The 21,763-nt window shown below is 67.7% G+C and carries 21 protein-coding genes; 12 read left to right on the top strand and 9 right to left on the bottom strand.

Annotated elements, in window-relative coordinates; all coding sequences use genetic code 11:
- Position 1: 1 nt before the first annotated feature.
- From RSD66_RS07550 to RSD66_RS07520, 7 genes are all read left to right on the top strand, one after another.
- On the top strand, positions 2-2,494 hold the full coding sequence (locus RSD66_RS07550) for an LPS-assembly protein LptD (protein ID WP_415289515.1): 2,493 nt from the start codon (positions 2-4) through the stop codon (positions 2,492-2,494).
- Positions 2,495-2,596: 102 nt separating this feature from the next.
- Positions 2,597-3,964 carry a peptidylprolyl isomerase gene (locus RSD66_RS07545; protein WP_199683605.1) on the top strand — a complete coding sequence of 456 codons (1,368 nt, stop codon included), beginning with the start codon at positions 2,597-2,599 and terminating at the stop codon, positions 3,962-3,964.
- Positions 3,961-4,980: a 4-hydroxythreonine-4-phosphate dehydrogenase PdxA gene (pdxA, locus tag RSD66_RS07540; RefSeq protein WP_415289514.1), complete on the top strand. Its 1,020-nt coding sequence runs from the start codon at positions 3,961-3,963 to the stop codon at positions 4,978-4,980. Before RSD66_RS07545 ends, pdxA begins: the two co-directional genes overlap by 4 nt.
- Before the next feature lie 43 nt (positions 4,981-5,023).
- Positions 5,024-5,455: a DUF559 domain-containing protein gene (locus RSD66_RS07535; protein WP_415289513.1), complete on the top strand. Its 432-nt coding sequence runs from the start codon at positions 5,024-5,026 to the stop codon at positions 5,453-5,455.
- Positions 5,452-6,258, top strand: coding sequence for a 16S rRNA (adenine(1518)-N(6)/adenine(1519)-N(6))-dimethyltransferase RsmA (rsmA, locus tag RSD66_RS07530; protein WP_253108192.1), 807 nt, complete (start codon positions 5,452-5,454; stop codon positions 6,256-6,258). The genes RSD66_RS07535 and rsmA overlap by 4 nt, the downstream gene beginning before the upstream one ends.
- Positions 6,255-7,412, top strand: a complete 1,158-nt coding sequence (locus RSD66_RS07525; protein WP_415289512.1) for a pyridoxal phosphate-dependent aminotransferase — start codon at positions 6,255-6,257, stop codon at positions 7,410-7,412. The genes rsmA and RSD66_RS07525 overlap by 4 nt, the downstream gene beginning before the upstream one ends.
- 36 nt (positions 7,413-7,448) lie before the next feature.
- Positions 7,449-8,495: a L,D-transpeptidase family protein gene (locus RSD66_RS07520; protein ID WP_415289511.1), complete on the top strand. Its 1,047-nt coding sequence runs from the start codon at positions 7,449-7,451 to the stop codon at positions 8,493-8,495.
- Here RSD66_RS07520 and RSD66_RS07515 read toward each other — a convergent pair.
- The 9 genes from RSD66_RS07515 to RSD66_RS07475 all read right to left on the bottom strand — a co-directional run bounded on the left by RSD66_RS07515 (position 8,492) and on the right by RSD66_RS07475 (position 16,791).
- Complete coding sequence (locus RSD66_RS07515; protein ID WP_415289510.1) at positions 8,492-8,944, bottom strand: nucleoside deaminase; 453 nt, start codon at positions 8,942-8,944, stop codon at positions 8,492-8,494. The two genes, RSD66_RS07520 and RSD66_RS07515, sit on opposite strands and share 4 nt — an antisense overlap.
- Before the next feature lie 5 nt (positions 8,945-8,949).
- Positions 8,950-9,591 (bottom strand): guanylate kinase, encoded by a 642-nt coding sequence (gmk, locus tag RSD66_RS07510; protein WP_119411801.1) that lies wholly within the window; start codon positions 9,589-9,591, stop codon positions 8,950-8,952.
- A complete protein-coding gene (locus tag RSD66_RS07505; protein ID WP_415289509.1) occupies positions 9,581-10,468 on the bottom strand; it encodes a YicC/YloC family endoribonuclease in 888 nt (295 codons plus the stop codon). Before RSD66_RS07505 ends, gmk begins: the two co-directional genes overlap by 11 nt.
- Positions 10,465-11,661 carry an endolytic transglycosylase MltG gene (mltG, locus tag RSD66_RS07500; RefSeq protein ID WP_415289508.1) on the bottom strand — a complete coding sequence of 399 codons (1,197 nt, stop codon included), beginning with the start codon at positions 11,659-11,661 and terminating at the stop codon, positions 10,465-10,467. Before mltG ends, RSD66_RS07505 begins: the two co-directional genes overlap by 4 nt.
- 1 nt (position 11,662) lies before the next feature.
- Positions 11,663-12,943: a beta-ketoacyl-ACP synthase II gene (gene fabF, locus RSD66_RS07495; RefSeq protein ID WP_415289507.1), complete on the bottom strand. Its 1,281-nt coding sequence runs from the start codon at positions 12,941-12,943 to the stop codon at positions 11,663-11,665.
- 118 nt (positions 12,944-13,061) lie between these two features.
- Positions 13,062-13,301, bottom strand: a complete 240-nt coding sequence (locus tag RSD66_RS07490) for an acyl carrier protein (protein WP_003165440.1) — start codon at positions 13,299-13,301, stop codon at positions 13,062-13,064.
- A gap of 186 nt (positions 13,302-13,487) precedes the next feature.
- Entirely contained in the window at positions 13,488-14,228 is a 741-nt protein-coding gene (gene fabG, locus RSD66_RS07485) for a 3-oxoacyl-[acyl-carrier-protein] reductase (RefSeq protein WP_346522736.1), read from the bottom strand.
- A 107-nt stretch (positions 14,229-14,335) separates the two neighbouring features.
- Positions 14,336-15,280 (bottom strand): ACP S-malonyltransferase, encoded by a 945-nt coding sequence (fabD, locus tag RSD66_RS07480; protein WP_415289506.1) that lies wholly within the window; start codon positions 15,278-15,280, stop codon positions 14,336-14,338.
- An 83-nt stretch (positions 15,281-15,363) separates the two neighbouring features.
- Positions 15,364-16,791 (bottom strand): fibronectin type III domain-containing protein, encoded by a 1,428-nt coding sequence (locus tag RSD66_RS07475; protein ID WP_415289505.1) that lies wholly within the window; start codon positions 16,789-16,791, stop codon positions 15,364-15,366.
- A gap of 303 nt (positions 16,792-17,094) precedes the next feature.
- On the opposite strand from RSD66_RS07475, the gene rpsF reads away from it, so the two are divergent.
- The 5 genes from rpsF (at position 17,095) to RSD66_RS07450 (ending at position 21,728) form a co-directional block, all read left to right on the top strand.
- Positions 17,095-17,472: a 30S ribosomal protein S6 gene (gene rpsF, locus RSD66_RS07470; RefSeq protein WP_024353035.1), complete on the top strand. Its 378-nt coding sequence runs from the start codon at positions 17,095-17,097 to the stop codon at positions 17,470-17,472.
- An 11-nt stretch (positions 17,473-17,483) separates the two neighbouring features.
- Positions 17,484-17,759, top strand: a complete 276-nt coding sequence (gene rpsR, locus RSD66_RS07465) for a 30S ribosomal protein S18 (RefSeq protein ID WP_415289504.1) — start codon at positions 17,484-17,486, stop codon at positions 17,757-17,759.
- Position 17,760: 1 nt separating this feature from the next.
- Entirely contained in the window at positions 17,761-18,345 is a 585-nt protein-coding gene (rplI, locus tag RSD66_RS07460) for a 50S ribosomal protein L9 (protein WP_024353036.1), read from the top strand.
- Positions 18,346-18,732: 387 nt separating this feature from the next.
- On the top strand, positions 18,733-21,177 hold the full coding sequence (locus RSD66_RS07455) for a TonB-dependent receptor plug domain-containing protein (protein WP_415289503.1): 2,445 nt from the start codon (positions 18,733-18,735) through the stop codon (positions 21,175-21,177).
- Positions 21,178-21,356: 179 nt separating this feature from the next.
- Complete coding sequence (locus RSD66_RS07450; protein ID WP_415289502.1) at positions 21,357-21,728, top strand: hypothetical protein; 372 nt, start codon at positions 21,357-21,359, stop codon at positions 21,726-21,728.
- The last annotated feature ends 35 nt before the right edge of the window (positions 21,729-21,763 follow it).

The following is a 21,763-nucleotide window of genomic DNA, read 5'->3' as shown; positions in this document are numbered from 1 at the left end:
CATGACCCATCGCCGCCTCCCCCGTATGGGAGCCCTGCGCCTTCGGCTGTTGACCGGCGCGGCGTTGGTCATAGGCGCGCCCCTCTCATCCCTGGCCTTCGCCTCGGCCGCACAGGCCCAGACGGCGCCCGTCCCGGTTCAGGCTCCCGCGCAGCCCGCGCCCCAAACCACAACCGAGGCCGCGCCCGGCGCCGACGGCCTGACGCCCGACGCCGTTTTCGTGGACGCCGATTCCGCTCAGCGTCAGGGCGACGTCATCTCGGCCCACGGCTCGGCCGAGGATCGGGTCATGGCGCGCTTTCAGGACCACAGCCTGCGCGCTCAGGACCTCACCTATGACCTCCAGAACCAGGTCGCCACGGCTTCAGGCGACGCCGAACTGACGGCGCCGGACGGTTCGGTCGTCCACGCCCAGCGGATCGAACTGGATTCCGACCTCAAGGCGGGCGTCGCCGTCGACCTGGCCACTCGGCTGTCCAACGGCTCCAGCCTGATGGCCGCCACCGCCGTTCGTCGCTCCGAGACTGTCAGCGAGCTGAACAACGTCATCTTCACCCCCTGCCCGATCTGCACCGTGGACGGCGCGGCCAAGACGCCCAGCGTCTCCATCCAGGCCTCCAGGGCCGTCCAGAACGAAGAGTTGCGCGCGATTCTGTATCGCGACGTAGTGTTCCGGCTGGGCGGGGTTCCGATCTTCTACCTGCCCGCCTTCTCTCATCCCGACCCGACCGTGGACCGGGCGTCAGGCTTCCTGGTGCCGTGGGGGGATTATCAGGCGGGACGCGGGGTCTCGCTGGAGATTCCCTATCTGCATGTCATCTCGCCCTCTGAAGACGTGCTGGTCAGCCCCCAGTTCAACACCAAGGTCGCCCCGCTGCTGAACCTGCAGTGGCGCAAGCGATTCACCGACGGGATGATCGTCGCGCGCGGCGGCGCCACCTACGGCCGCAGCTTCGGCGACTTTGATCTGGACGGCGACGGCCAGGCGGAAAGCAACGTCCGTTTCGGCGACAAGACGACCCGCAGCTATCTGCTGGCCCACGGCAAGTTCGATCCCGACGGCCCGTGGCGCTGGGGCTTCACGGCCGAACGTGTCTCGGACAAGACCCTGTTCGACCGCTATGACATCCGCGACGCCTATCAGGACAACGGCCTCTACTACGGCGACAGCCGCCGCCTGATCAGCCAGATCTACGCCGAGCGCCAGACCGAGCGGTCCTATCTGTCGGTCGCGGCCTTCACCCTGCAGAGCCTGCGGGTGGCCGAGTTCAACCCGATCACCCCGGCCCTGAACGTCTTTGAAGACGACAACACCCTGCCGCTGGTCGCGCCGCTGATCGAAGCGCGCTGGGAGCCTGAAGGCCCTGTGCTGGGCGGTCGCCTGCGCCTGCGCGGCTCGGCCGTGGCGCTGACGCGCGACGCCTATGTCGGCTTCCCGACCCTGGCGCCCGAACTGATTCCCGGCGGGCCGACCGACGGCCTGCCCGGCGTCGACAGCCGCCGCATCACCGGCCAGGCCGAGTGGCGCCGGGTGCTGACCTCGCCCATCGGCGTGCGGTGGGAGCCCTTCGTGGACCTGCGCGCCGACGTCTATTCGGTCGATGATCTGCCGCCTGCCCTCGGCGTCGAGAACGAGACCTACACGCGCGCCCGCACCAGCGCTGGCATCGACGTCAGCTATCCGCTGTACCGCCCCCTCAGCGCCTCGTCCGACCTGATCCTTGAGCCGATGGCCCAGCTGTCGATTTCCAACAAGGCCGACCTGGACCCGCGCATCCCGAACGAAGACAGCCAGATCACCGAGCTGGACCACCTGTCCCTGTTCCGCATGGACCGCTTCCCCGGCTACGACCTGCTGGAGGGCGGCCTGCGCTTCACGGCAGGCGCCCGCGCCACCCTGCGCTGGGACGAGGTGCGTTCGGCCAGCCTGTTCATCGGCCGCAGCATGCGCGCCGACGACCAGGACGAATATCTGACGCCGATCCCGGATGATCCGAGCCGCCTCTACGACCCGTCGGGACTGGCCAGCCGCACCTCGGACTGGGTCGTTCAGGGGACTTTCAATCCGTCGGACCGGATGCGCGGCTGGTTCCACGCGACCATCGACGGCAAGGGCGAGATCCGCCGGGCCGAAGCGACGGTCGACGGCCGCTGGGGCCGCCGCAACCTGGCCAGCGTCAGCTACATCGTCGACCGCTCCAATCCGCTGGACGGACCCGAGAACCGCAACTACGAATTCGTCCAGCTGTCGGGTCACCAGTTCGTCTATGGCAACTGGGGCGTGGCGGTGACCGGCATCGCCGATCTGGAACGCGACATCATCACCCGCTCGGAGGTCGGCCTGTTGTTTGACGACGACTGTTTCCGCATCGAGCTGGGCTGGCGTCGCGACAACACCCGCGTGCGCCCCACCGGCCCGGCCGAGGGCGTCTATATCCGTCTTAACCTCGCCACTTTTGGAGGTTCAGGCTATGATCGCGGCAATATGCGGTAGGCATGGCGTGGATTGCGGCTTACGGGGATGTATCCCCTTGCGCGGCGGTGCGGACAGCATCGCTCACCGGGTCGGGACCGCTTTAGGGAATCAGGACTGACGATGCGTTTGAAGCGTTACTCTATGGGAGCCGCCCTGGCCGCCCTTATGGTCGTGACGGCCGTGGAGCCTTCGTGGGCCCAGACGGCGCCTGCTCAGACAGCGCCTGCTCAGACGGCGCCCGCAGCCGGCGCTCTGAATCCCGCGGCGGAAGAAGCGCCACAGCGCGCGACCGCCGCGCCCCAGTTCCGCATGGCCGACGGCATCATCGCCACGGTCAACGACCGCATCATCACGGGCTTCGACCTGCGCCAGCGTATGCTGGTCGTCATGGCCATGTCCCAGTTGCAGCCGACCGAAGAGAACATCGCCGCGATCCAGCAGCAGGCGCTGAACGACCTTATCGAACAGCACCTTCAGGCGCAGGAAATCGCCAAGTTCGACCAGTTGAGGATCACTGACGACGAGGTCGATCGCGAAATCGCCGACATGGCGCGTCAGGCGGGCGCCAGTCCTGAATCCTTCCTCACCTTCCTGCAGCAGGGCGGCATCGCCCTTCCCGCCTTCCGCGAACAGATCCGCACCGAGGTGGGCTGGCGCGAACTGGTCGGCGGCCGCTTCCGCGACCGCGCCCGCGTCAGCAAGAGCCAGGTCGATCAGGCCATGCGCCAACTGACGGAATCGGCCACCAAGCCCCAGTATCTGGTCGGCGAAATCTACCTCGAAGCGGCTCGTGTCGGCGGGATGCAGGAAGCCATGAGCGGCGCCCGCCAACTGGTGCAGCAGATGATCCAGGGCGCCCCCTTCATGGCCGTGGCGCGCCAATTCTCGGCCGCCCCTTCGGCCGCGCGCGGCGGCGACGCCGGCTGGATCGTCCAAGGCACGACCCAGCCCGCCCTGGAATCGGTCATGGACACCCTTGAGGTCGGCCAGCTGTCGAACCCCATTCCCGTCGATGGCGGGGTCTACATCCTTTACATGCGCGACAAGCGCTCGGGCGTCTCGACCAGCATGGTCAAGATGAAGCAGGTCATGATCGAACTGCCCGAGACCGCCGACGAGGCCCAGGTCGCCGCCGCCACCCAGCGCCTGGACGCCCTGCGCGGCCAACTAACGTGCGACAACATCCTGACCCGCGCCCGCTCCGAAACCGGCCTGCTGGGCGCTGATCTGGGCGAAAGCGACGTCGCGGATCTGCTGCCGCAGTTCCAGCAGGTCGCCCGCTCGGCCGAGGTCGGCTCCATCAGCACCGCAGTGCGCACCCCGCTGGGCGTCCATCTGCTGGCCGTCTGCGACCGTCGCCTGGGCGGCCCCGAAGCCCCCTCTGCGCAACAGGTCGAAAGCCGTCTGCAGAACCAGAACTACGCCATGCTGGGCCGCCGCTACCTGCGCGATCTGCGCGAAGACGCCCTGATCGAAATCAAGCAATGACGATGCTCCGGCCGCTCATCGTCACGATGGGCGACCCCGCCGGGGTCGGGCCGGAGATCATCGCCCGCGCCTGGTCGGTGCTGTCGTCGCCGCCCGGCCCGCTGGCCCCGATCACGCCCTTCGTCGTAGTCGGCGACGCGCAGACGATGAAAGCGCAGGGCCAGCCGGTCGAGGCCGTGCTCAGCCCCTCGGACGCCTCGACCGTCTTCGGCCGCGCCATCCCTGTTCTGCACCATCCGGCGCCCGCGCCCGTAACGCCCGGCCAGCCCGACCCCGCCAACGCCGTCGCCGTGGCCGACTGGATCGAGCGCGGCGTCGATCTGGTGCTGTCGGGCGAAGGCTGCGGTCTGGTGACGGCGCCCATCGCCAAGGCGCCCATGTACGCCTCCGGCTTCCGCTTTCCCGGCCACACCGAGTTCATCGCCGAACTGACCGCCGACATCCCCTTCAGCGGCACGCGCGGCCCTGTAATGATGCTGACGGCGAAAGATCTGCGCGCCTGCCTCGTCACCATCCATGTGCCGATCGACCAACTGCCTGAACTGGTGACAGGCGAGCGCGTCGCCCGCGTCGCTCGCGTCGTCCACGAATCGATGAAGCGCGACTTCGGCATCGCCGCCCCGCGTCTGGCGATGGCCGCCCTCAACCCGCACGCGGGCGAAGGCGGCGCCATCGGCCTGCAGGAGGTGACCGTCCTGCGCCCGGCTGCTGAGGCTCTGCGTGCCGAGGGACTGAACATCACCGATCCCCTGCCCGCCGACACCCTGTTCCACGAAGAGGCGCGGGCGCGCTACGACGCCGTGGTCTGCCTCTATCACGATCAGGCGCTTATCCCGGTGAAGACCTTGGACTTCTGGGGCGGGGTCAACGCCACCCTCGGCCTGCCCATCGTCCGCACCTCTCCCGATCACGGCACCGGCTTCGACATCGCCGGCAAGGGCGTCGCCCGCGCCGACAGCTTCATCGCCGCCGTCCGCCTGGCTTCGGAGATGGCGTCCGCCCGCGCCAGCCGATAGCCTTCTCCCCTCGGGGGAGAAGGTGGCAGGCGCAGCCTGACGGATGAGGGGGCGGCCAACCATGTGGCAAACGCCAGACCGGACAAGGCGCGCCCGTCGGCAACGCCGAACCCTGACCCACGCCGAGGAAATATTTTGGCGCCTTGTCCGCGACCGCCGCTTCGATAACCTCAAGTTTCGTCGTCAGACGCCAGTCTGCGGCGTGATCTGTGACTTCGCCTGCATGAAAATTCGACTCATCGTAGAGCTGGACGGCGGCGTTCATAAGCTTCATGACGCCCGGGATGCTGAACGTGACGCCAGACTGGAGCAGGCGGGATTCATGGTGCTGAGATCGGGCAATGAGGCCTTCCTGTCCGACCCTAACGTCCTGCTGGACGCGATCCGCCTTCGTGCGGCGCAGATGCGGACCCAGCCCCCTCATCCGAGCGGCTCCGCCGCCCACCTTCTCCCCCGAGGAGAGAAGGGCGAATGACTCTGCCCTCCCTGCGTGAAACGCTCGACGCCCACGGCCTGTCGGCCAAGAAGAGCTTCGGCCAGCACTTCCTGCTGGACCTGAACGTCACGCGAAAAATCGTCCGCTACGCCGGGCCGTTCGACGGCCGCGCCGTCATCGAGGTCGGCCCTGGCCCCGGCGGCCTGACCCGCGCCCTGCTGGAAAGCGATGCGGGCAAGGTGGTGCTGGTCGAGAAGGATCCCCGCTTCATCCCCCTGCTGTCCGAACTGGACGATGGCTCGGGCCGCCTGACCATCGTCGAGGCCGACGCCCTGAAGGTGAAGGAAGCCGACTTGGTCGAGGGACCGGCGCACCTCGTCTCCAACCTGCCTTACAACGTCGGCACGCCGCTGCTGATCAAATGGCTGACGGGGCCGTGGAGCCCTTGCGCCCTCACCCTGATGTTCCAGAAGGAGGTCGCCGAGCGCGTGGTGGCCCAGCCCGGCGAGGACGCCTATGGCCGCCTGGCCGTCATCAGTCAGGCCGTGGCCGAGGCGCGCATCGTCATGCACCTGCCCGCCGCCGCCTTCACCCCGCCGCCCAAGGTGGCCTCGGCTGTGGTGCATCTGATACCCTTGGCCGAGCGCCCCGCCCCCGACCGCCTGAAGCGGCTGGAACGGGTTACGGCGGCCGCCTTCGGCCAGCGTCGCAAGATGCTGCGCTCCAGCCTGAAACAACTCGGCGGCGCCGCCCTGTGCGAAGCCGCTGGAATCGAACCCGACGCCCGCGCCGAGACCATCGACGTGGCGGGCTTCCTCAGATTGGCCGACGCTTTGACATGACAGTAGAAATCGAACCCTTCCGCGCCATCGCCATCAGCCGCATCGCCCATGAGATGAAGGCTAAGGGCCAGTCGGTCATCCACATGGAGTTCGGCCAGCCCTCGACCGGCGCCCCTGCGCCCGCCCTGGCCGAGGCGCACCGCGTGATCGACGCCGAGGCCGGCGGCTATTGGGAAAGCCCCCTGCTGCGCGCCCGCGTGGCCAAGCTGTATAAAGACCGCTACGGCGTCGTCATAGATCCCGAGCGCGTCATCATGACGGCCGGCGCCTCGCCCGCTCTGGTGGTGGCGCTGAACATGCGCTTCGCCCCCGGCGACTGCGTCGCCATCGCCCGCCCCGGCTACGTCGCCTATCGCAACACGATGAAGGCCCTGCACATCGTCCCGCAGGAGATCGACTGCGGCCCCGACGTGCGCTTCCAACTGACGGCCAAGGCCCTGCGCGAACTGGACCCGGCGCCCAAGGGCGTCATCATCGCCAGCCCGGCCAACCCGACCGGCACCGTCATCGCCGAGAACGAGCTGAAGGCCATCGTCGAGGTCTGCCGCGAGCGCAACATCAGCATCATCTCGGACGAGATCTATCACGGCATCACCTACGGCCACGACACGCCCTGCATGTTGCAGTTCGACGACAAGGCCATGATCGTCAACAGCTTCTCCAAATACTGGAGCATGGCGGGCTGGCGCCTCGGCTGGCTGATCCTGCCGGAAGAAGAGGTCCAGCAGGCCCGCGCGCGCATGGGCAACATGTTCCTGACGCCGCCGACGCTCAGCCAGTTCGCAGGTCTGGCCGCCATGGACTGCGAAGAAGAGCTGGAAGCCAACATCGACGTCTATCGCGCCAATCGCGAGCTGATGCTGAAGGCGCTACCCGCCATGGGCCTGCGCTCGATCGCCCCGCCGGACGGCGCCTTCTACATCTATGCTGACATCGGCCACCTGACCAACGACAGCATGGCCTTCTGCGAGAAGCTGGTGCGCGAGACGGGCGTGGCCACGGCGCCGGGCGTCGACTTCGATCCGGTCAACGGCCACCGCTTCATCCGCTTCAGCTTCGCCGTCTCGACGCCCGAGATCGAGGACGCGCTCAGCCGCCTTAAGCCCTTCTTCGCCGCCCGCACCGAAGAGACCCAGGAACAGCAGACCGCGTAAGCGCGTTCGACAAGCCCCGGAACCTTCGGAGCTTTCATGTCGAAATCGCGCCTCGCCGCCTCTGCCCTGCCCTTCATCGCGGCTGCCCTGACGGCCTGCGGCTCTCCGGCTGAAACGCCCAGGCCGGAGCAGCCGCCGGCGGCCGCCCAGCCCCCGGCGCCCGCCGCTCTGACGCGTGAGGCGGTCGAAAGCGCCGTATTCGAAACCGCCCCCGTTCCCGTCGAGGGCCAGCCCGCGCGGCCAGACGCGGCCACGGCGCGCGCGCAGATCCTGCTGGACCGCGCCAACTTCTCGCCCGGCGTCATCGACGGCCTGGGCGGGGACAACACGCGTCAGGCCATCGCCGCCTTCGAAAAAGCCGCCGGCCTGCCGCAGGACGGAGTGCTGGACGCCGAGGTATTCCGCCGCTTGACCTCAGGCGACGACGGCCGCGTCCTGACCGACTACACGATCACCGCCGCCGACCTCAGCGGCCCCTTCATCGGCCAGGTTCCGGCCAGTCTGGCGGACATGGCCAAGCTGAAGACGGTCGGCTACGCCACGCCGCTGGAGATGCTGGCCGAGAAATTCCACATGACCGAAGGCCTGCTGCAGGCGCTCAACCCCGGCGTCGACTTCGGCAAGGCGGGTCAGACCATCGTCGTGGCCGCCGTCGCCCAGACCGACCTGGCGGCCGAGGTCGCCCATATCGTCGTGGACAAGGCCGAACGCTCGGTGCGGGTCTATGACGCCTCGGACAAGCTCCTGGCCTTCTATCCGGCCACCATCGGCAGTTCGGCCCGCCCGGCGCCCTCGGGCGAACTGACCGTCGTCGGCGTCGCGCCCGAGCCGAACTACACTTACGATCCGGACCGGGTCAGCTATGACCGGGGCGACCGCAAGGTCATCGTGCCGCCGGGGCCGAACAATCCGGTCGGCTCAGTCTGGATCGACCTGTCGCGCGACACCTACGGCATCCACGGCACGCCGGACCCGTCCAAGGTCGGCAAGACCTTCTCCAGCGGCTGCGTCCGCCTGACCAACTGGGACGCCGAGCAACTGGCCTCCAAGGTCAAGCCCGGCGTGCGCGTGACCTTCCGCTAGGCGCCGTAAAGCTCCGCCGCCGTCCGCCCCGGCACGTCCAGTTGCGTCAACGGCAACGGCGGCGGGTCCAGCGTCACGCCCAGCGCCTGATAGGTCGCCGCGCTGGAGAAGCCGTAAGGCTCGGCGTCCGCATTGCTGAAGGCGTAGTAGACGGCGCTGACCCGCGTCATCACAGCCGCCGCCAGGCACATGGGGCACGGGTGGCCGCTGGCGTAGAGGACCGCGCCCGACAGGTCGACGCCGCCCAGCGCCGGCCCCGCCTGACGCAGGGCCTCCATTTCGGCGTGTGAGCTGGGATCGTTCGTCGCCAGCATCCGGTTGACGCCGCTGGCGACCAGCGAGCCGCCCTTGACCAGCACCGCCCCGAACGGCCGACCGCCCGCCCGGACGTTCTCCAGCGCCAGATCGATCGCCTGAGCCAGCCAGAGGCGGTGTTCGGCCTCGTTCATGGGCGTCAGACCACTTCCTTCAACAGGGCCGCCTTATAGCCGTCGACCCACAGGTTGCGACGACGGCAGCTGCGCTCGGCGTGATAGATGTGCGCCAGTTCGGCGTAGGACCGATCAAAGTCCTCATTGACCAGCACATAGTCGAACTCGTCGCAGTGCTCGATCTCGCCCTTGGCGTTAGCGACGCGACGCTCGATCACGTCCTCGGCGTCCTGAGAACGCGTCACCAGACGGCGGCGCAGCTCTTCCAGGCTCGGCGGCAGGATGAAGACCCGCACGGCGTCGCCGGGGCATTTGGCGGCCACGTCGCGGGCGCCCTGCCAGTCGATGTCGAACAGGACGTCGCGCCCCTCGGCCAGCGCCCGTTCGACCGGGGCGGCCGGGCTGCCGTAGCGGTTGCCGTGCACATCGGCCCATTCCAGGAAGGCGTCGGCGTCGATCAGGCGCTGGAATTCCTCGACCGAAACGAAGTTGTAGTCGCGCCCGTCCACCTCGCCCGGCCGAATGTCGCGCGTGGTCATCGAAACCGACAGCTCCAGCCCCTTGTGATCGGCCATCAGGCGGCGGCACAGCGAGGTCTTTCCGGCCCCCGACGGACTGGCCACGATCAGCAGGACGCCACGGCGGGGGGTGCGGTTATTCGACATTCTGAACTTGTTCTCGAAGCTGCTCGATGACGGCCTTCAACTCCAGGCCGATTCCGGTGAGCGCGGTCGTAGCGGATTTCGAACAGAGGGTGTTCGCCTCGCGCATGAATTCCTGCATCAGGAAGTCGAGTTTTCGACCGGCGGGGGGTTGCTGCAACAGTGCGCGGGCCGAAGCGACGTGAGCCGTCAGCCGGTCCAGCTCCTCGCGCACATCGGCCTTGGTCGCCAGGGCGGCGGCTTCAAGGAAGACGCGCTCGTCCAGCCCGGGCGCGTCGGGCGCCAGTTCGCTGATGCGGCGCGTGAAGCGGTCGCGGATGGCCTCGACCTGAGCCGACGCCTCTAGTTCGGCGCGCGCGACCAGAGCCTCGATGGTCCCGACGAAGTCGTGGATCACCGGCGTCAGTTGTTCGCCTTCGCGCTGACGCGACGCCTTCAGCGCATCCAGCGCCTGTTCGACCGTGGCGGCCATGGCGGCCTCAAGGGCGGCGCGACCTTCGGTGTCCTCGTCCTCTTCGGCGACCTCGATGACGCCGCGCAGGGCCAGCAGGCCGTCGGCCGAGGGCGGGGTCGCTCCTTCCTCCGCCAACTGGTTCGCCAGCCGCAGATAGGTCGCCAGCACCGCCTCATTGACGCGTGGCGCGGGCTCGGTTCCCTCGGCGCGTTTAGCCTGAAGGCCCAGCGTCACCTGCCCGCGGTTCAGCCGCGCCTGAGCCGCCGCCTTGGCCAGCCGTTCCAGATTGTCGAAGCCGTGCGGGCCGCGAAAACGCATCTCCAGCGACCGGCCGTTGACCGAGCGCGCCTCGACCGTCCAGGTCCAGCCGTCCAGCGTCCCGTCGGCCCGGCCGAAGCCCGTCATGCCCGAGATCGAGTTGCTCATCGTCCGGCCTCCGTCGGCACGCGAATGACCTTGGCGCCCGGCGGAATGGCGATGGCCGGGCCAGCCGCTTCATCCGTCATCGGCGCAGGCGACGTCTCCGGCGCGGTTTCCCCCGCCGTCAGACCGGCCTTGCGGCGCTCGATCTCGCGCCAGCGGGCCACGTTGAGCAGATGCTCCTGATAGGTGCGGGCGAAGACGTGGCCGCCCGTGCCGTCGGCGACGAAGAAGACGTATTCCGAACGCGGCGGGTTCAGCACGGCCTTGATCGCCTCTTCGCCCGGATTGGCGATGGGCGTCGGCGGCAGGCCGTCGATCAGATAGGTGTTCCACGGCGTCGGCTTGCGCAGCTCCGACAGCAGGATGCCGCGCCCCAGCGGCCGCCCCTTGGTCACGCCGTAGACGATGGTCGGGTCGCTCTCCAGCCGCATCCCCAGACGCAGGCGGTTGGTGAAGACGGCCGCCACCTCGGGCCGTTCGGAGGCGATGCCCGTCTCCTTCTCGACGATGGAGGCCAGGACGACCGCCTCTTCCGGCGTCGTGACCACCGTGGCGGGCGAGCGGGCGGCCCACAGCGTCTCCAGCTTGGTCTTGGCAGCGCGCTGCATCCGGGCGACGACGGCGGCGCGGGTTTCGCCGCGCGTGATCTCATAGGTCTCGGGCCACAGGCTGCCCTCGGGCGGAACCTCGACCTCGCCGGTCAGGACCGGCTGTTTCATGAGGATGTCGACGGCCTGGGCGCTGGACCAGCCCTCAGGCAGGGTCACGTAGTGGCGCACCGACTTGCCGTCGACCAGCAGGCCCACCACCGTCGCCAGAGAGGCGCCTGACGGCACCTCATATTCGCCCGCGCGGATCTTGCGGTCGGCGCCGGTCAGGCTGATCGCCGCGCGGAACAGGTCGGTCGAGCGGATCACCCCCGCCGATTTCAGATTGGCCGCAATGGCCGGAACGCCCGCCCCGGACGGCAGGGTGACGATGGTCGCCTCCCCTTCCGCCGCCTTCGGCCCCGGCCCCCAGTAGACGGCCCAGAACGCCACCAGCGCGGCGACCAGAAACAGACCCAGCGTCCCGGCGGCCGTGATCAGGCCGACGCCGAGACCGGACTTTGCGCCTCCGCCCCCGCTTCCCTTTTTCGGAACGCGCGACTTGGGAATGCGAACCTTGGGGGTGCGGCGGGACGGAGCCTTGGCCAAGTCAGTCGACCTTCTTGAAGATCACAGAGGCGTTTGTGCCGCCGAAACCGAAGCTGTTGGACATGGCGACATCGATCTTCCTAGCCTTGCCCTTGTGCGGAACCAGGTCGATCGGCGTCTCCATCTCCGGATCGTCCAGATTGATGGTCGGCGGCGCCATCTGATCGCGGATGGCCAGGACCGAGAAGATGCTCTCGATCGCCCCGGCGGCGCCCAGCAGGTGGCCCGTCATCGACTTGGTGGACGACACGGCCAGATCCTTGGCGTGGTCGCCGACCAGACGCTCGACCGCCTTCAGCTCGATCCAGTCGGCCATGGTCGAGGTGCCGTGGGCGTTGACGTAGTCGAGATCGGACGGCTGCATGCCGGCGCGCTTCAGCGCCGCCTTCATGGCCCGCAGGCCGCCGTCGCCGTCTTCCGACGGAGCGGTGATGTGATAGGCGTCGCCGCTCATGCCGTAGCCGACGACCTCGGCGTAGATCTTGGCGCCGCGCGCCTTAGCGTGTTCGTACTCCTCCAGCACCATGATCCCGGCTCCTTCGCCCATGACGAAGCCCGCATGGCCGCGATCATAGGGACGCGAGGCCTTCTCCGGCGTGTCGTTATAGGCGGTGCACAGGGCCTTGCAGGCCAGGAAGCCCGCGATGCCGATCGGCACGACCGAGCTCTCAGCCCCGCCCGCCACCATGACGTCGGCGTCGCCCAGGGCGATCATCCGGGCCGCGTCGCCGATGGCGTGTGCGCCGGTGGCGCAGGCGGTGACGACCGAGTGGTTCGGACCCTTCAGGCCGTGGCGGATCGAAATCTGGCCCGACGCCAGGTTGATCAGGGCCGAGGGGATGAAGAAGGGGCTGACGCGGCGGACGCCCTGTTCCTTCAGGATGATGGCCGTGTCCGCGATGGGGCCCAGGCCGCCGATGCCCGAACCGACCATGACGCCGGTCGCTTCCTTGTCGTCTTCCGTTTCCGGCTTCCAGTTCGCATCGGCCAACGCCTCGTCCGCCGCTGCGATGGCGTACAGGATGAAGTCGTCGACGCGCTTGCGGTCCTTGGCGGACATGACCTGATCAGGATCGAAGACGCCGGGCTGACCGGGTTCGCCGCCGCCGCGCCCGTCGACGCTGGGCACCTCGCCCGCGATGGTGCAGCCGTAGCCCTCGGTGTCGAAGGCGGTGATCGGACGGATGCCCGAGCGGCCTTCCAGAATGCCCTTCCAGACGTGCTCGACGCCCGTGCCCAGAGGCGTAACCAGGCCGAGGCCCGTGATGACGACGCGGCGCATGGTTCGCGCTCCTTCTTGGTCAGAATCGTAACCAGAAACACTAATGGCCGCCGGACGGTCCCGCTAGGGGTCCGTCACGGCGGCCATCAGCTGGTAAGTGCGACGAATCGCAGCCGGATCAGGCGGCCAGCTTCTCGTCGATGAACTTCACCGCGTCGCCGACGGTCTGGATGTGCTCAGCGGCGTCATCCGGGATTTCGACGTCGAATTCTTCTTCGAAGGCCATGACCAGTTCGACGTTGTCGAGCGAGTCAGCGCCCAGGTCGTCGATGAAGGAAGCCTTCTCAGTGACCTTGTCCGGATCGGCGTCCAGGTGGTCGATCACGATCTTGCGGACGCGTTCGAGGGTGTCGGACATGAGTGTCTCTCTTGCCTGTTTGAAATCGCCGTGATGGCGGGTCGTGGGTTGTTTCGCCGTGTCACGGCTGCCTGCCGGGATCAAGCCTCAATGAGACTCACCCCCGAAAGACGTCCGTGCCCTTTAGCACAGGGTGCGGAAGTGGAAATAGTCTGTTGCGCGTCGTGATGACACTTCACGCTTCGATCAAATCATCGCCATGCCGCCGTTAACGTGCAGCGTCTGGCCGGTGACATAGGCCGCTTCATCCGACGACAGATAGACGGCGGCCGAGGCGATTTCGTCGCCCGCGCCCAGACGTCCGGCCGGAATCTTGGACAGGATGGCCTCGCGCTGCTGGTCGTTCAGCACGTCGGTCATCGGCGAGGCGATGAAGCCCGGCGCGATGCAGTTGACCGTGATCCCGCGCGAGCCGACTTCCTGGGCCAGCGACTTGGAGAAGCCGATCATCCCTGCCTTGGAGGCGGAATAGTTGGTCTGGCCGGGGTTGCCCGTGACGCCGACCACGGAGGTGATGCCGATGATGCGGCCCGAACGGCGCTTCATCATCCCCTTCACCGCCGCGCGGGTCAGGCGGAAATAGCTCTCGAGGTTGATCTGGATGACGGACTGGAAGTCCTCGTCCTTCATCCGCATCAGCAGGCCGTCCTTGGTGATGCCCGCGTTGGCGACCAGGATGTCCAGCGGCGCGCCCGCCGCTTCCTCAGCGCGCGCGACCAGACCGTCGACCGAGTCCGCGTCGGACAGGTTGGCGGCGGCGAAATGCGCCCGCTCGCCCAGCTCCTTGGCCAGATCGGCCAGCACGGCTTCGCGCGTGCCGGACAGGACGACAGTCGCCCCCTGCGCGTGCAGGGCGCGGGCGATCGCCCCGCCGATGCCGCCGGTGGCGCCGGTCACAAGGGCGGTCTTTCCCGAAAGATTGAACATTGAAATCTCCGCTCATCCCCGCGGAGGCGGGGACCTAGGCTTTAGCTTCAAGCGCCGCATCTCGTTCCCAAAGAAGTGGGTCCCCGCCTCCGCGGGGATGAGCGGCTTCAGAGGGTTTTCGCGAAGGCTTCCAGCTCTTCCGCCGTGTTCAGCGCCAGCGCCTCGGCGTCGGGAGCGATGCGCTTGGCCATGCCGGTCAGCACCTTGCCGGAGCCGACCTCGACGAAGCGGGTCACGCCGCCTTCAGTCGCCATCCACTCCATGCTCTCGCGCCAGCGCACGCGGCCCGTCACCTGTTCGACCAGCAGGCGGCGGATGACTTCGGCGTCAGTTTCCGGGCGGGCGGTGACGTTGGCGACCACCGGCACGACCGGCGCCACGATCTTCGCATCAGCCAAAGCCGCGGCCATCTCGTCCGCAGCAGGCTGCATCAGCGGGCAGTGGAAGGGCGCCGAAACATTCAGCGGAATGGCGCGCGCGCCCAGTTCCTTGGCTTTCTCGATGGCCAGATCCACGGCGGCCTTATCGCCCGAGATGACGACGTTGCCCTTGTTGTTATCGTTAGCGACGACGCAGACGCCCGCCGCCGAACCGGCCTTGGCGGCCTCTTCAGCCAGCGCCAGATCGGTCTTGGGCCCGATCAGCGAGGCCATCGCGCCCTTGCCCACCGGCACGGCGCGCTGCATGGCCTGACCGCGCAGCTTCAACAGACGGGCGGTGTCCGACAGGCTGATCGCGCCTGCCGCCGCCAGGGCCGAATATTCGCCCAGCGAGTGACCGGCGACAAAGGCCGCCCGCGTCACATCGACGCCGAACTCGACCTTCAACACCCGCGCTGTGGCGACCGAGACGGCCATCAGGGCCGGCTGGGCGTTCTCGGTCAGGGTCAGCTGATCTTCCGGCCCCTCGCGCATCAAGGCGAACAGCTTCTGGTTCAGGGCGTCATCCACCTCGGCGAAGACGTCGCGCGCGCTGGCGAAGGCCTCCGACAGGGCGACGCCCATGCCGACCGACTGGCTGCCCTGACCGGGAAAGAGAAGCGCGAGGCTCATCCGGGATCGTCCGTCATCCGTTGAATCAAGCCGCGAGGGTTAGGCGAATCCCTCCCCTACGGCAAGAAGGACGGCGGGCCGGTTCAGTCCTTCCCGCGCGCCGTGCAGGGACGGTCGTCCGGTCCCGCCGCGCCGTTGCAGCGACGCTGGGCCATCAACGTCTCTTCCGTTTCGACCAGACGCTTCGTCCCGTCTGCCTGCCGCTCCAGCGTGAAGGCGTCATACAGCCCGCCGGTCGCCGTGAAGGCGCGGAACGACAGGCGATCCGCCTCGACGTCGATCAGCTGATACAGTTCGGTGTTCTCGGCCGCGCGCACCGGCTGCGTGTCGGCCCGGTCGTTCAGCCCGTACATCTTCGACCCCGTGACCGAGACCACATAGACCGGCCCCTGCGGGCGGCCCGCCGCGCTGTCGGCGCGCGAGGCCTCGGCCCCGGCCGGGTTGGAGACGCGGCCGTAGCAATGGTCGTGCCCCTGCAGCACCAGATCGATGTTGCGGGCGTCGAAGATCGGCTTCCAGGCGGCCTTCAGCTCCTCGGTGTCCTCGGGCCGGGCGCAGGTGTAGATCGGCTGGTGGAACAGAGCGACGTTCCAGCGCGCCGAGCTATCGGCCAGCACACGGTCCAGCCAGCGCGTCTGGCTTTCCCCTGCCCCCAGATCGATCGCCGCCGTGCCGTCCAGCACGATGAAGCGCACGCCCTGATAGTCGACATAATAGCTGGTCGCCTTCGCTCCCTCGGCGCCATTGTCCGGCAGGGCGAACTGCAGCGGCCAATGCGGGCCCAGAACGCGCGATTCCTCGCCGTTCGGCAGCACGTGGTCGACGTATTCGTGGTTGCCGCTGGCGGGCAGTTGCGGCGTCATGGCGAAGGCGCGGCCGCCCGCCTCGGTCCATTCGCCCCATTCGTCGTCGTGAACCTTTTCCTCGCGCTGCGCCACCAGATCGCCCGCGTGAACGACCAGCGCCGCCGGTCCCGCCTCCTTGAAGGCCGAGCGGATCACGCGCGAGCCGATCTCCAGAATGTCGTTCTGGGTGTCGCCCAGATAGATAAAGCGGAACGGCGCGAACTCAGCCTTCGCCGTGCGGAACGGCAGCCACTCGCTCCAGCCGTCGGCGGCGCGCACGCGATAGACATAGCGCGTGTCCGGTTTCAGCCCGTCAAAGCGCGCCTGATGATAGAGGGCGCGGCCGTTCTCATTCTCGATCGGCGCCGTGGTCCCGGCCACGGTGCGGGCGGCGAAGTCCAGCAGCGGGCCGTCGATCTCCTCGGCGATCTGGGCCTCTGCGGCGGTCTGGCGCACATCGGTGCGCCAGGCGACGGCGGCGCCGCGCGCAGCGTCGGCGGCGGGGCTCAGCACGATGCGGTCGGCCCACCCCTTGGCCGCCCAGCGCCCGTTCGGCGCGTGCAGCGGCGCAGGCTTCGCCGCCGCCTCCGCCAGGGCCATAGAGGGCGCGCCGGCCAGCAGGGCGGCGGCCAAGAATGCGACTTGGCAGGCGACAGACAACTTCATGACGATAGATCCCCAACCCGATATGGTCGTGGGCGATGCCTACCGGCCCAATGCGACGGCTCGCCGGGACTTTTGTGAAACTCCTGCGAGGAATAGGCCGCTCACGACCGAAGCCGCAGGCTTGGGCCCGCTCCCTGCCTTGCCCTGACGGGGGTTTTCCCGTATAGGCGCGCCCTTTCCAGGGCTTCGGTCCTGCTGCGGAACGTCAAAGGGCCGGGAAACTCCCGTCCGCCGCATCAGGAGCCATCGTGGACGAACTCACCCGGTTCGTTCGCGCCGATGTCCGCCAAGGGAGAATACCGCATGGCTCTTTACGAGCACACGGTCATGACGCGCCAGGATATCTCGGCGCAACAGGCCGAAGCGCTGAACGACACCATCAAGGCTCTGATCGAAGAAGGCGGCGGCTCCGTCGCCAAGATCGAGTACTGGGGTCTGCGCAACCTGACCTACCGGGTCAAGAAGAACCGCAAGGCTCACTATTCGCTGATGGCCGTCGACTGCCCGCCGGCCGCCATGGCCGAAGTCGAGCGCCAGCTGTCGATCAACGAAGACGTGCTGCGCTGGCTGACCATCCGCGTCGAGGAACTCGACCTGGAGCTGTCGCCCCTGCTGGCCCGCCGCGAACGCGAGCGTGACCGCAGCGCCCCGCGCGGCGAAGACGCCGCGGCTTCGGAATAAGGAACCGGATCATGACCGATATGACTGCCCCCATCCCGGGCGCTCCGGCCGGCTCCGGCCCGGCCCGTCGCCCCTTCTATCGTCGCCGCAAGGTTTGCCCGTTCTCGGGCGCCAACGCGCCGAAGATCGACTACAAGGACGTGAAGCTGCTGCAGCGTTACGTCTCCGAACGCGGCAAGATCGTGCCTTCGCGCATCACCGCCGTTTCCGCCAAGAAGCAACGCGAACTGGCCAAGGCCATCAAGCGCGCCCGCTACCTGGCCCTCCTGCCGTACGTGGTGAAGTAAGATGAAGGTCGTTCTGCTGGAACGCGTCGAGAACCTCGGCGCCATCGGCGACGTCGTCACCGTCAAGGACGGCTTCGCCCGTAACTTCCTCCTGCCACGCGACAAGGCGCGTCGGGCCACGGAAGCCAACCTGAAGGCCTTCGAAATCGAACGCGCCGCCATCGAGCAGCGCAACGAGAAGAACAAGGCCGAGTCGCAGAAGATCGCCGACAAGATCGACGGTCAGAGCTACATCATGATCCGTCAGGCCGGTGAAACCGGCCAGCTGTACGGCTCGGTCGCCGGCCGCGACGTCGCTGAGGCCGTTCGCGCCGAAGGCGGCAAGGTCGAGCGCTCGCAGGTCGTGCTGAACACGGCGATCAAGACGCTGGGCGTCCACGAGGTGCTGGTCCGCCTGCACCCCGAGGTCTCGGCCACGGTCAAGATCAACATCGCCCGTTCGGCTGACGAAGCCGAGCGTCAGGCCAAGGGCGAGGACGTGATCCGCAGCCAGTTCGACGACGAGCGTCAAGCTGCTGATCAGGCCGCTCAGGAGCTGCTGGAAGGCGGCGCCGGCCAACAGGAAGGCTTCGGCGACGAAGCCTGATCCTGTCGCTTCGGCGAGATGATCCATGGGCGCTTCCGCAAGGAAGCGCCCCTTTTTCTTTGCCCGGGCTTTGCCCTGCCGACAGAACGAAACCGTCGCCTACCCTTAGCTTTTCTAACTGACCTGTGAAGTAATCTCGATACCGGACGCCGTCTTCGCGCCGCAGTATCGCCGCGTCTCGTCACATTCGACGCGCCGGAGCCGCCATGTCTTCAGTCCAGTCCCGCCCGACCTGGGAGCCGCGTTCGCAGGCCGCTCCCTGTCGCGATTGTGACTGATTTCGGCCCTCGGAAACTTCTCGTTAGCCTTACCGACGCAGGCTTGGACCGTCGCGCTTTCAGTATGCGGCGCTTTCCCCGCGTCCAACCAGAAAAGCTGATCTCTCCCATGCCCATCGTTTCGTTCCGCCGCCCCGCCCTGCTGGCCGCCGCGTCCGGCGCCGCCCTCCTGATCGCCGGCGCCGCCCAGGCCCAGAGCACGCCCGACAACGCCACCTCAGTAGACGACATCGTCGTCACCGGCACCCGCGTCGCCAACCGCACCCGTCTGGACACGGTCGCGCCTGTCGATGTCGTCACTGCCGAAGCGCTGGAACAGCGCGGCACGACCGAACTAGCGGCTCAGCTGGCGGCGACAGTTCCCGCCCTGAACTTCCCCCGCCCGTCGGCGACCGACGGCACGGACTCCATCCGCCCGGCCACCCTGCGCGGTCAGGGGCCGGACCAGACCCTGGTCCTGGTCAACGGCCTGCGCCGTCACCAGACCGCCCTGGTCAACCTGAACGGTTCGGTCGGTCGCGGCTCGTCGGCGGTCGACCTCAACGCCATCCCCTCTTCCGCCGTCGAGCGGATCGAGGTGCTGCGCGACGGCGCCGCGGCTCAATACGGGTCTGACGCCATCGCCGGGGTCATCAACCTGCGCCTGCGCGAAGCCCGCGAAGGCGGCGGCGCCAGCGTGACCTACGGCTCCTATGTCACCGACTTCAACGGCTTCTATGGCCGCGAGGGCGACATCCGCGACGGCGACACCGTCACTGTCTCTGCCTGGCAGGGCTTCGGCCTGGGCCAGGACGGCTTTCTGACCGCCTCGGTGGAATACCGCGACCGCGACAGCACGAACCGCTCCGACATCAATCCGACGCTGGGGCGGATCACCGGCGGACAGGGCGACGCCGAGGTGGAGGACATCTCAGCCTATCTGAACGCGGGCCTGCCGCTGGGCAATGGCTGGGAGGCCTATGGTTGGGCCGGCTATCAGCAGCGTGACGCCTCGGCGGCCGCCTTCTATCGCACTCCGACGGACAACGCCCAGAACCCGGACTACGGCTCGGGGCGCAAATACCCGAACGGCTATCTGCCCTACATCCTGACCGACACCACCGACTGGACCGCCGCGGGCGGGCTCCGTGGGCAGGCGGGCGGCTGGGATATCGACGTCAACCTGGGATACGGCTCGAACAAGATCGACTTCGGCGCCAAAAATACGATGAACCCAACCTATGGGATCGACGGCCAGACGTCGTTCGACGCCGGTTCGCTGGAATACAGCCAGTTGGTGTTCGGCGCCGACGCTTCGCGCCAGTTCGATCTCGGCTGGGCCGGCCCGCTGAACGTTGCCTTCGGTCTGGAAGCGCGCCGCGAAACCTACAAGATCGGCGCGGGCGAAGAAGCCTCCTATGCCCGGGGCCCCATCCTGACGGCCGGCGGCACGACGCTGAACTGGGGCTCGCGCGGCTTCACCGGATTCACGCCCAACAACGAAGTCGACGAGGATCGCAGCAACGTCGGCGTCTATCTGGATCTGGAAGGCGAGGTCATCGAGAACCTGACCCTATCGGGCGCTCTGCGTTACGAAAACTATTCAGACTTCGGCGACAACGTCTCGGGCAAGATCGCGGGCCGCTACGACTTCAACCCGCACTTCGCCATCCGCGGCGCCGTCTCGACCGGCTTCCGCGCCCCCAGCCTGCAACAACAGTATTACACCCAGACCGCCGTCCTCTACATCAACAACATCCCCTATGAGACCGGCACCTATCCGTCGATCAGCGACGTGGGTCTGGCGCTGGGCGGCACGGCGCTGGAAGCCGAAACCTCGGTCAACTATTCGCTGGGCTTCGTCGTGCGCAATGGCCCGTTCGAGCTGACGGCCGACGCCTATCGCATCGACATCGACGACCGGATCATCCTGTCCGAGACCCTGACCGGCGACGCCAACGCCGCCGCAGGCAGCAACGCCAAGACTATCTTCGACCTGCTGACGCCCTATGGCGCCACGGCGGCGCGCTTCTTCATCAACGGGGTCGATACCGAGACGACCGGCCTAGACGTTGTGGCCCGTTACCGCGCCGAAACCGCGGCCGGTCACCGTCTGGACTTCACCCTCGCGGGCAACGTCAACGACTTCAAGGTGACCAAGACGCCGATGACGCAGACCGGCATCCTGCCGACGCCGACCTCCCTGTTCGGGCGTCAGGCGGTCACCCGCTTTGAAGAAGGCACGCCGCCGTGGAAGGTCGTCTTCCAGACGGATTGGGAGGCTCAGCGTCTGGGCGGCACATTCCGCCTGACCGGCTATGGCGACGTTCTGGCCGCCGGCGCGAGCGAAGCCACCGATCTGCAACTGGGCGACGCCCTGGTGGCCGATGTCGAGGCGCGTTACCGCTTCAATGATCGCGTCACCGTCTCGATCGGCGCGGACAACATCCTGGATCAGTATCCGCGCCAGAGCCTGCGGGAGAACAACACGACCGGCGCCTTCCCCTTCTCCAACTTCTCGCCGTACGGCTTCAACGGCCGCTTCGTTTACGGGCGACTGGCGGTGAAGTGGTGACGGCTGCGGGGCGCGCGTCTGACGGCTTCCTCCCTGGCCCTTGAGCGCGCCTCCATCGTCAGGCGCGGCGTGCATCGCAGCCGCCGCGCCTGACGAAAACTTAATGCACGACGCCGTTCGGCGCTCATGGTTCCGCTGCAAGCCGTGCGCTAGGCTCCTCCTCTCACGAAAGGGAAGCCATGAAAGCCGCTGCAATCGCCGTCGTCGCCGCCCTGACCCTGTCGGCCCTGCCCGGCGCAGCCGCCGCCATGTCGGTTCAGGAGTTCCTGACCTCGGCCAACCGCATCCCGCGCAATCCGACCGCCCTTCTGCGGTCAGACACGCGGCGGCTGATGAACGAGATGAAGGCGGCGTTCAGGACAATCCGAGACGAGCAGGCGGCCGCCCGCGCCGCCGGTCGTCGCCCGGCCACCTGCGTGCCGGATAAGGTCAGCGTGAACACCGGCGAGATTCTGGGCCGCTTCAGCAGCATCCCGCCCCAGCGGCGCGGCATCTCCGTGACCCAGGCGGTGCGCGAATGGATGGCCGAGGCGCATCCGTGTCCCGCATGACCCTGAACCGCCAGACCTTGCGAAGCCGGCTGCAC

It is taken from the genome of Brevundimonas sp. S1H14, assembly GCF_047716865.1.
In the GTDB taxonomy this organism is placed as follows: domain Bacteria; phylum Pseudomonadota; class Alphaproteobacteria; order Caulobacterales; family Caulobacteraceae; genus Brevundimonas; species Brevundimonas naejangsanensis.
This window is presented reverse-complemented; position numbering and strand designations above follow the sequence as displayed.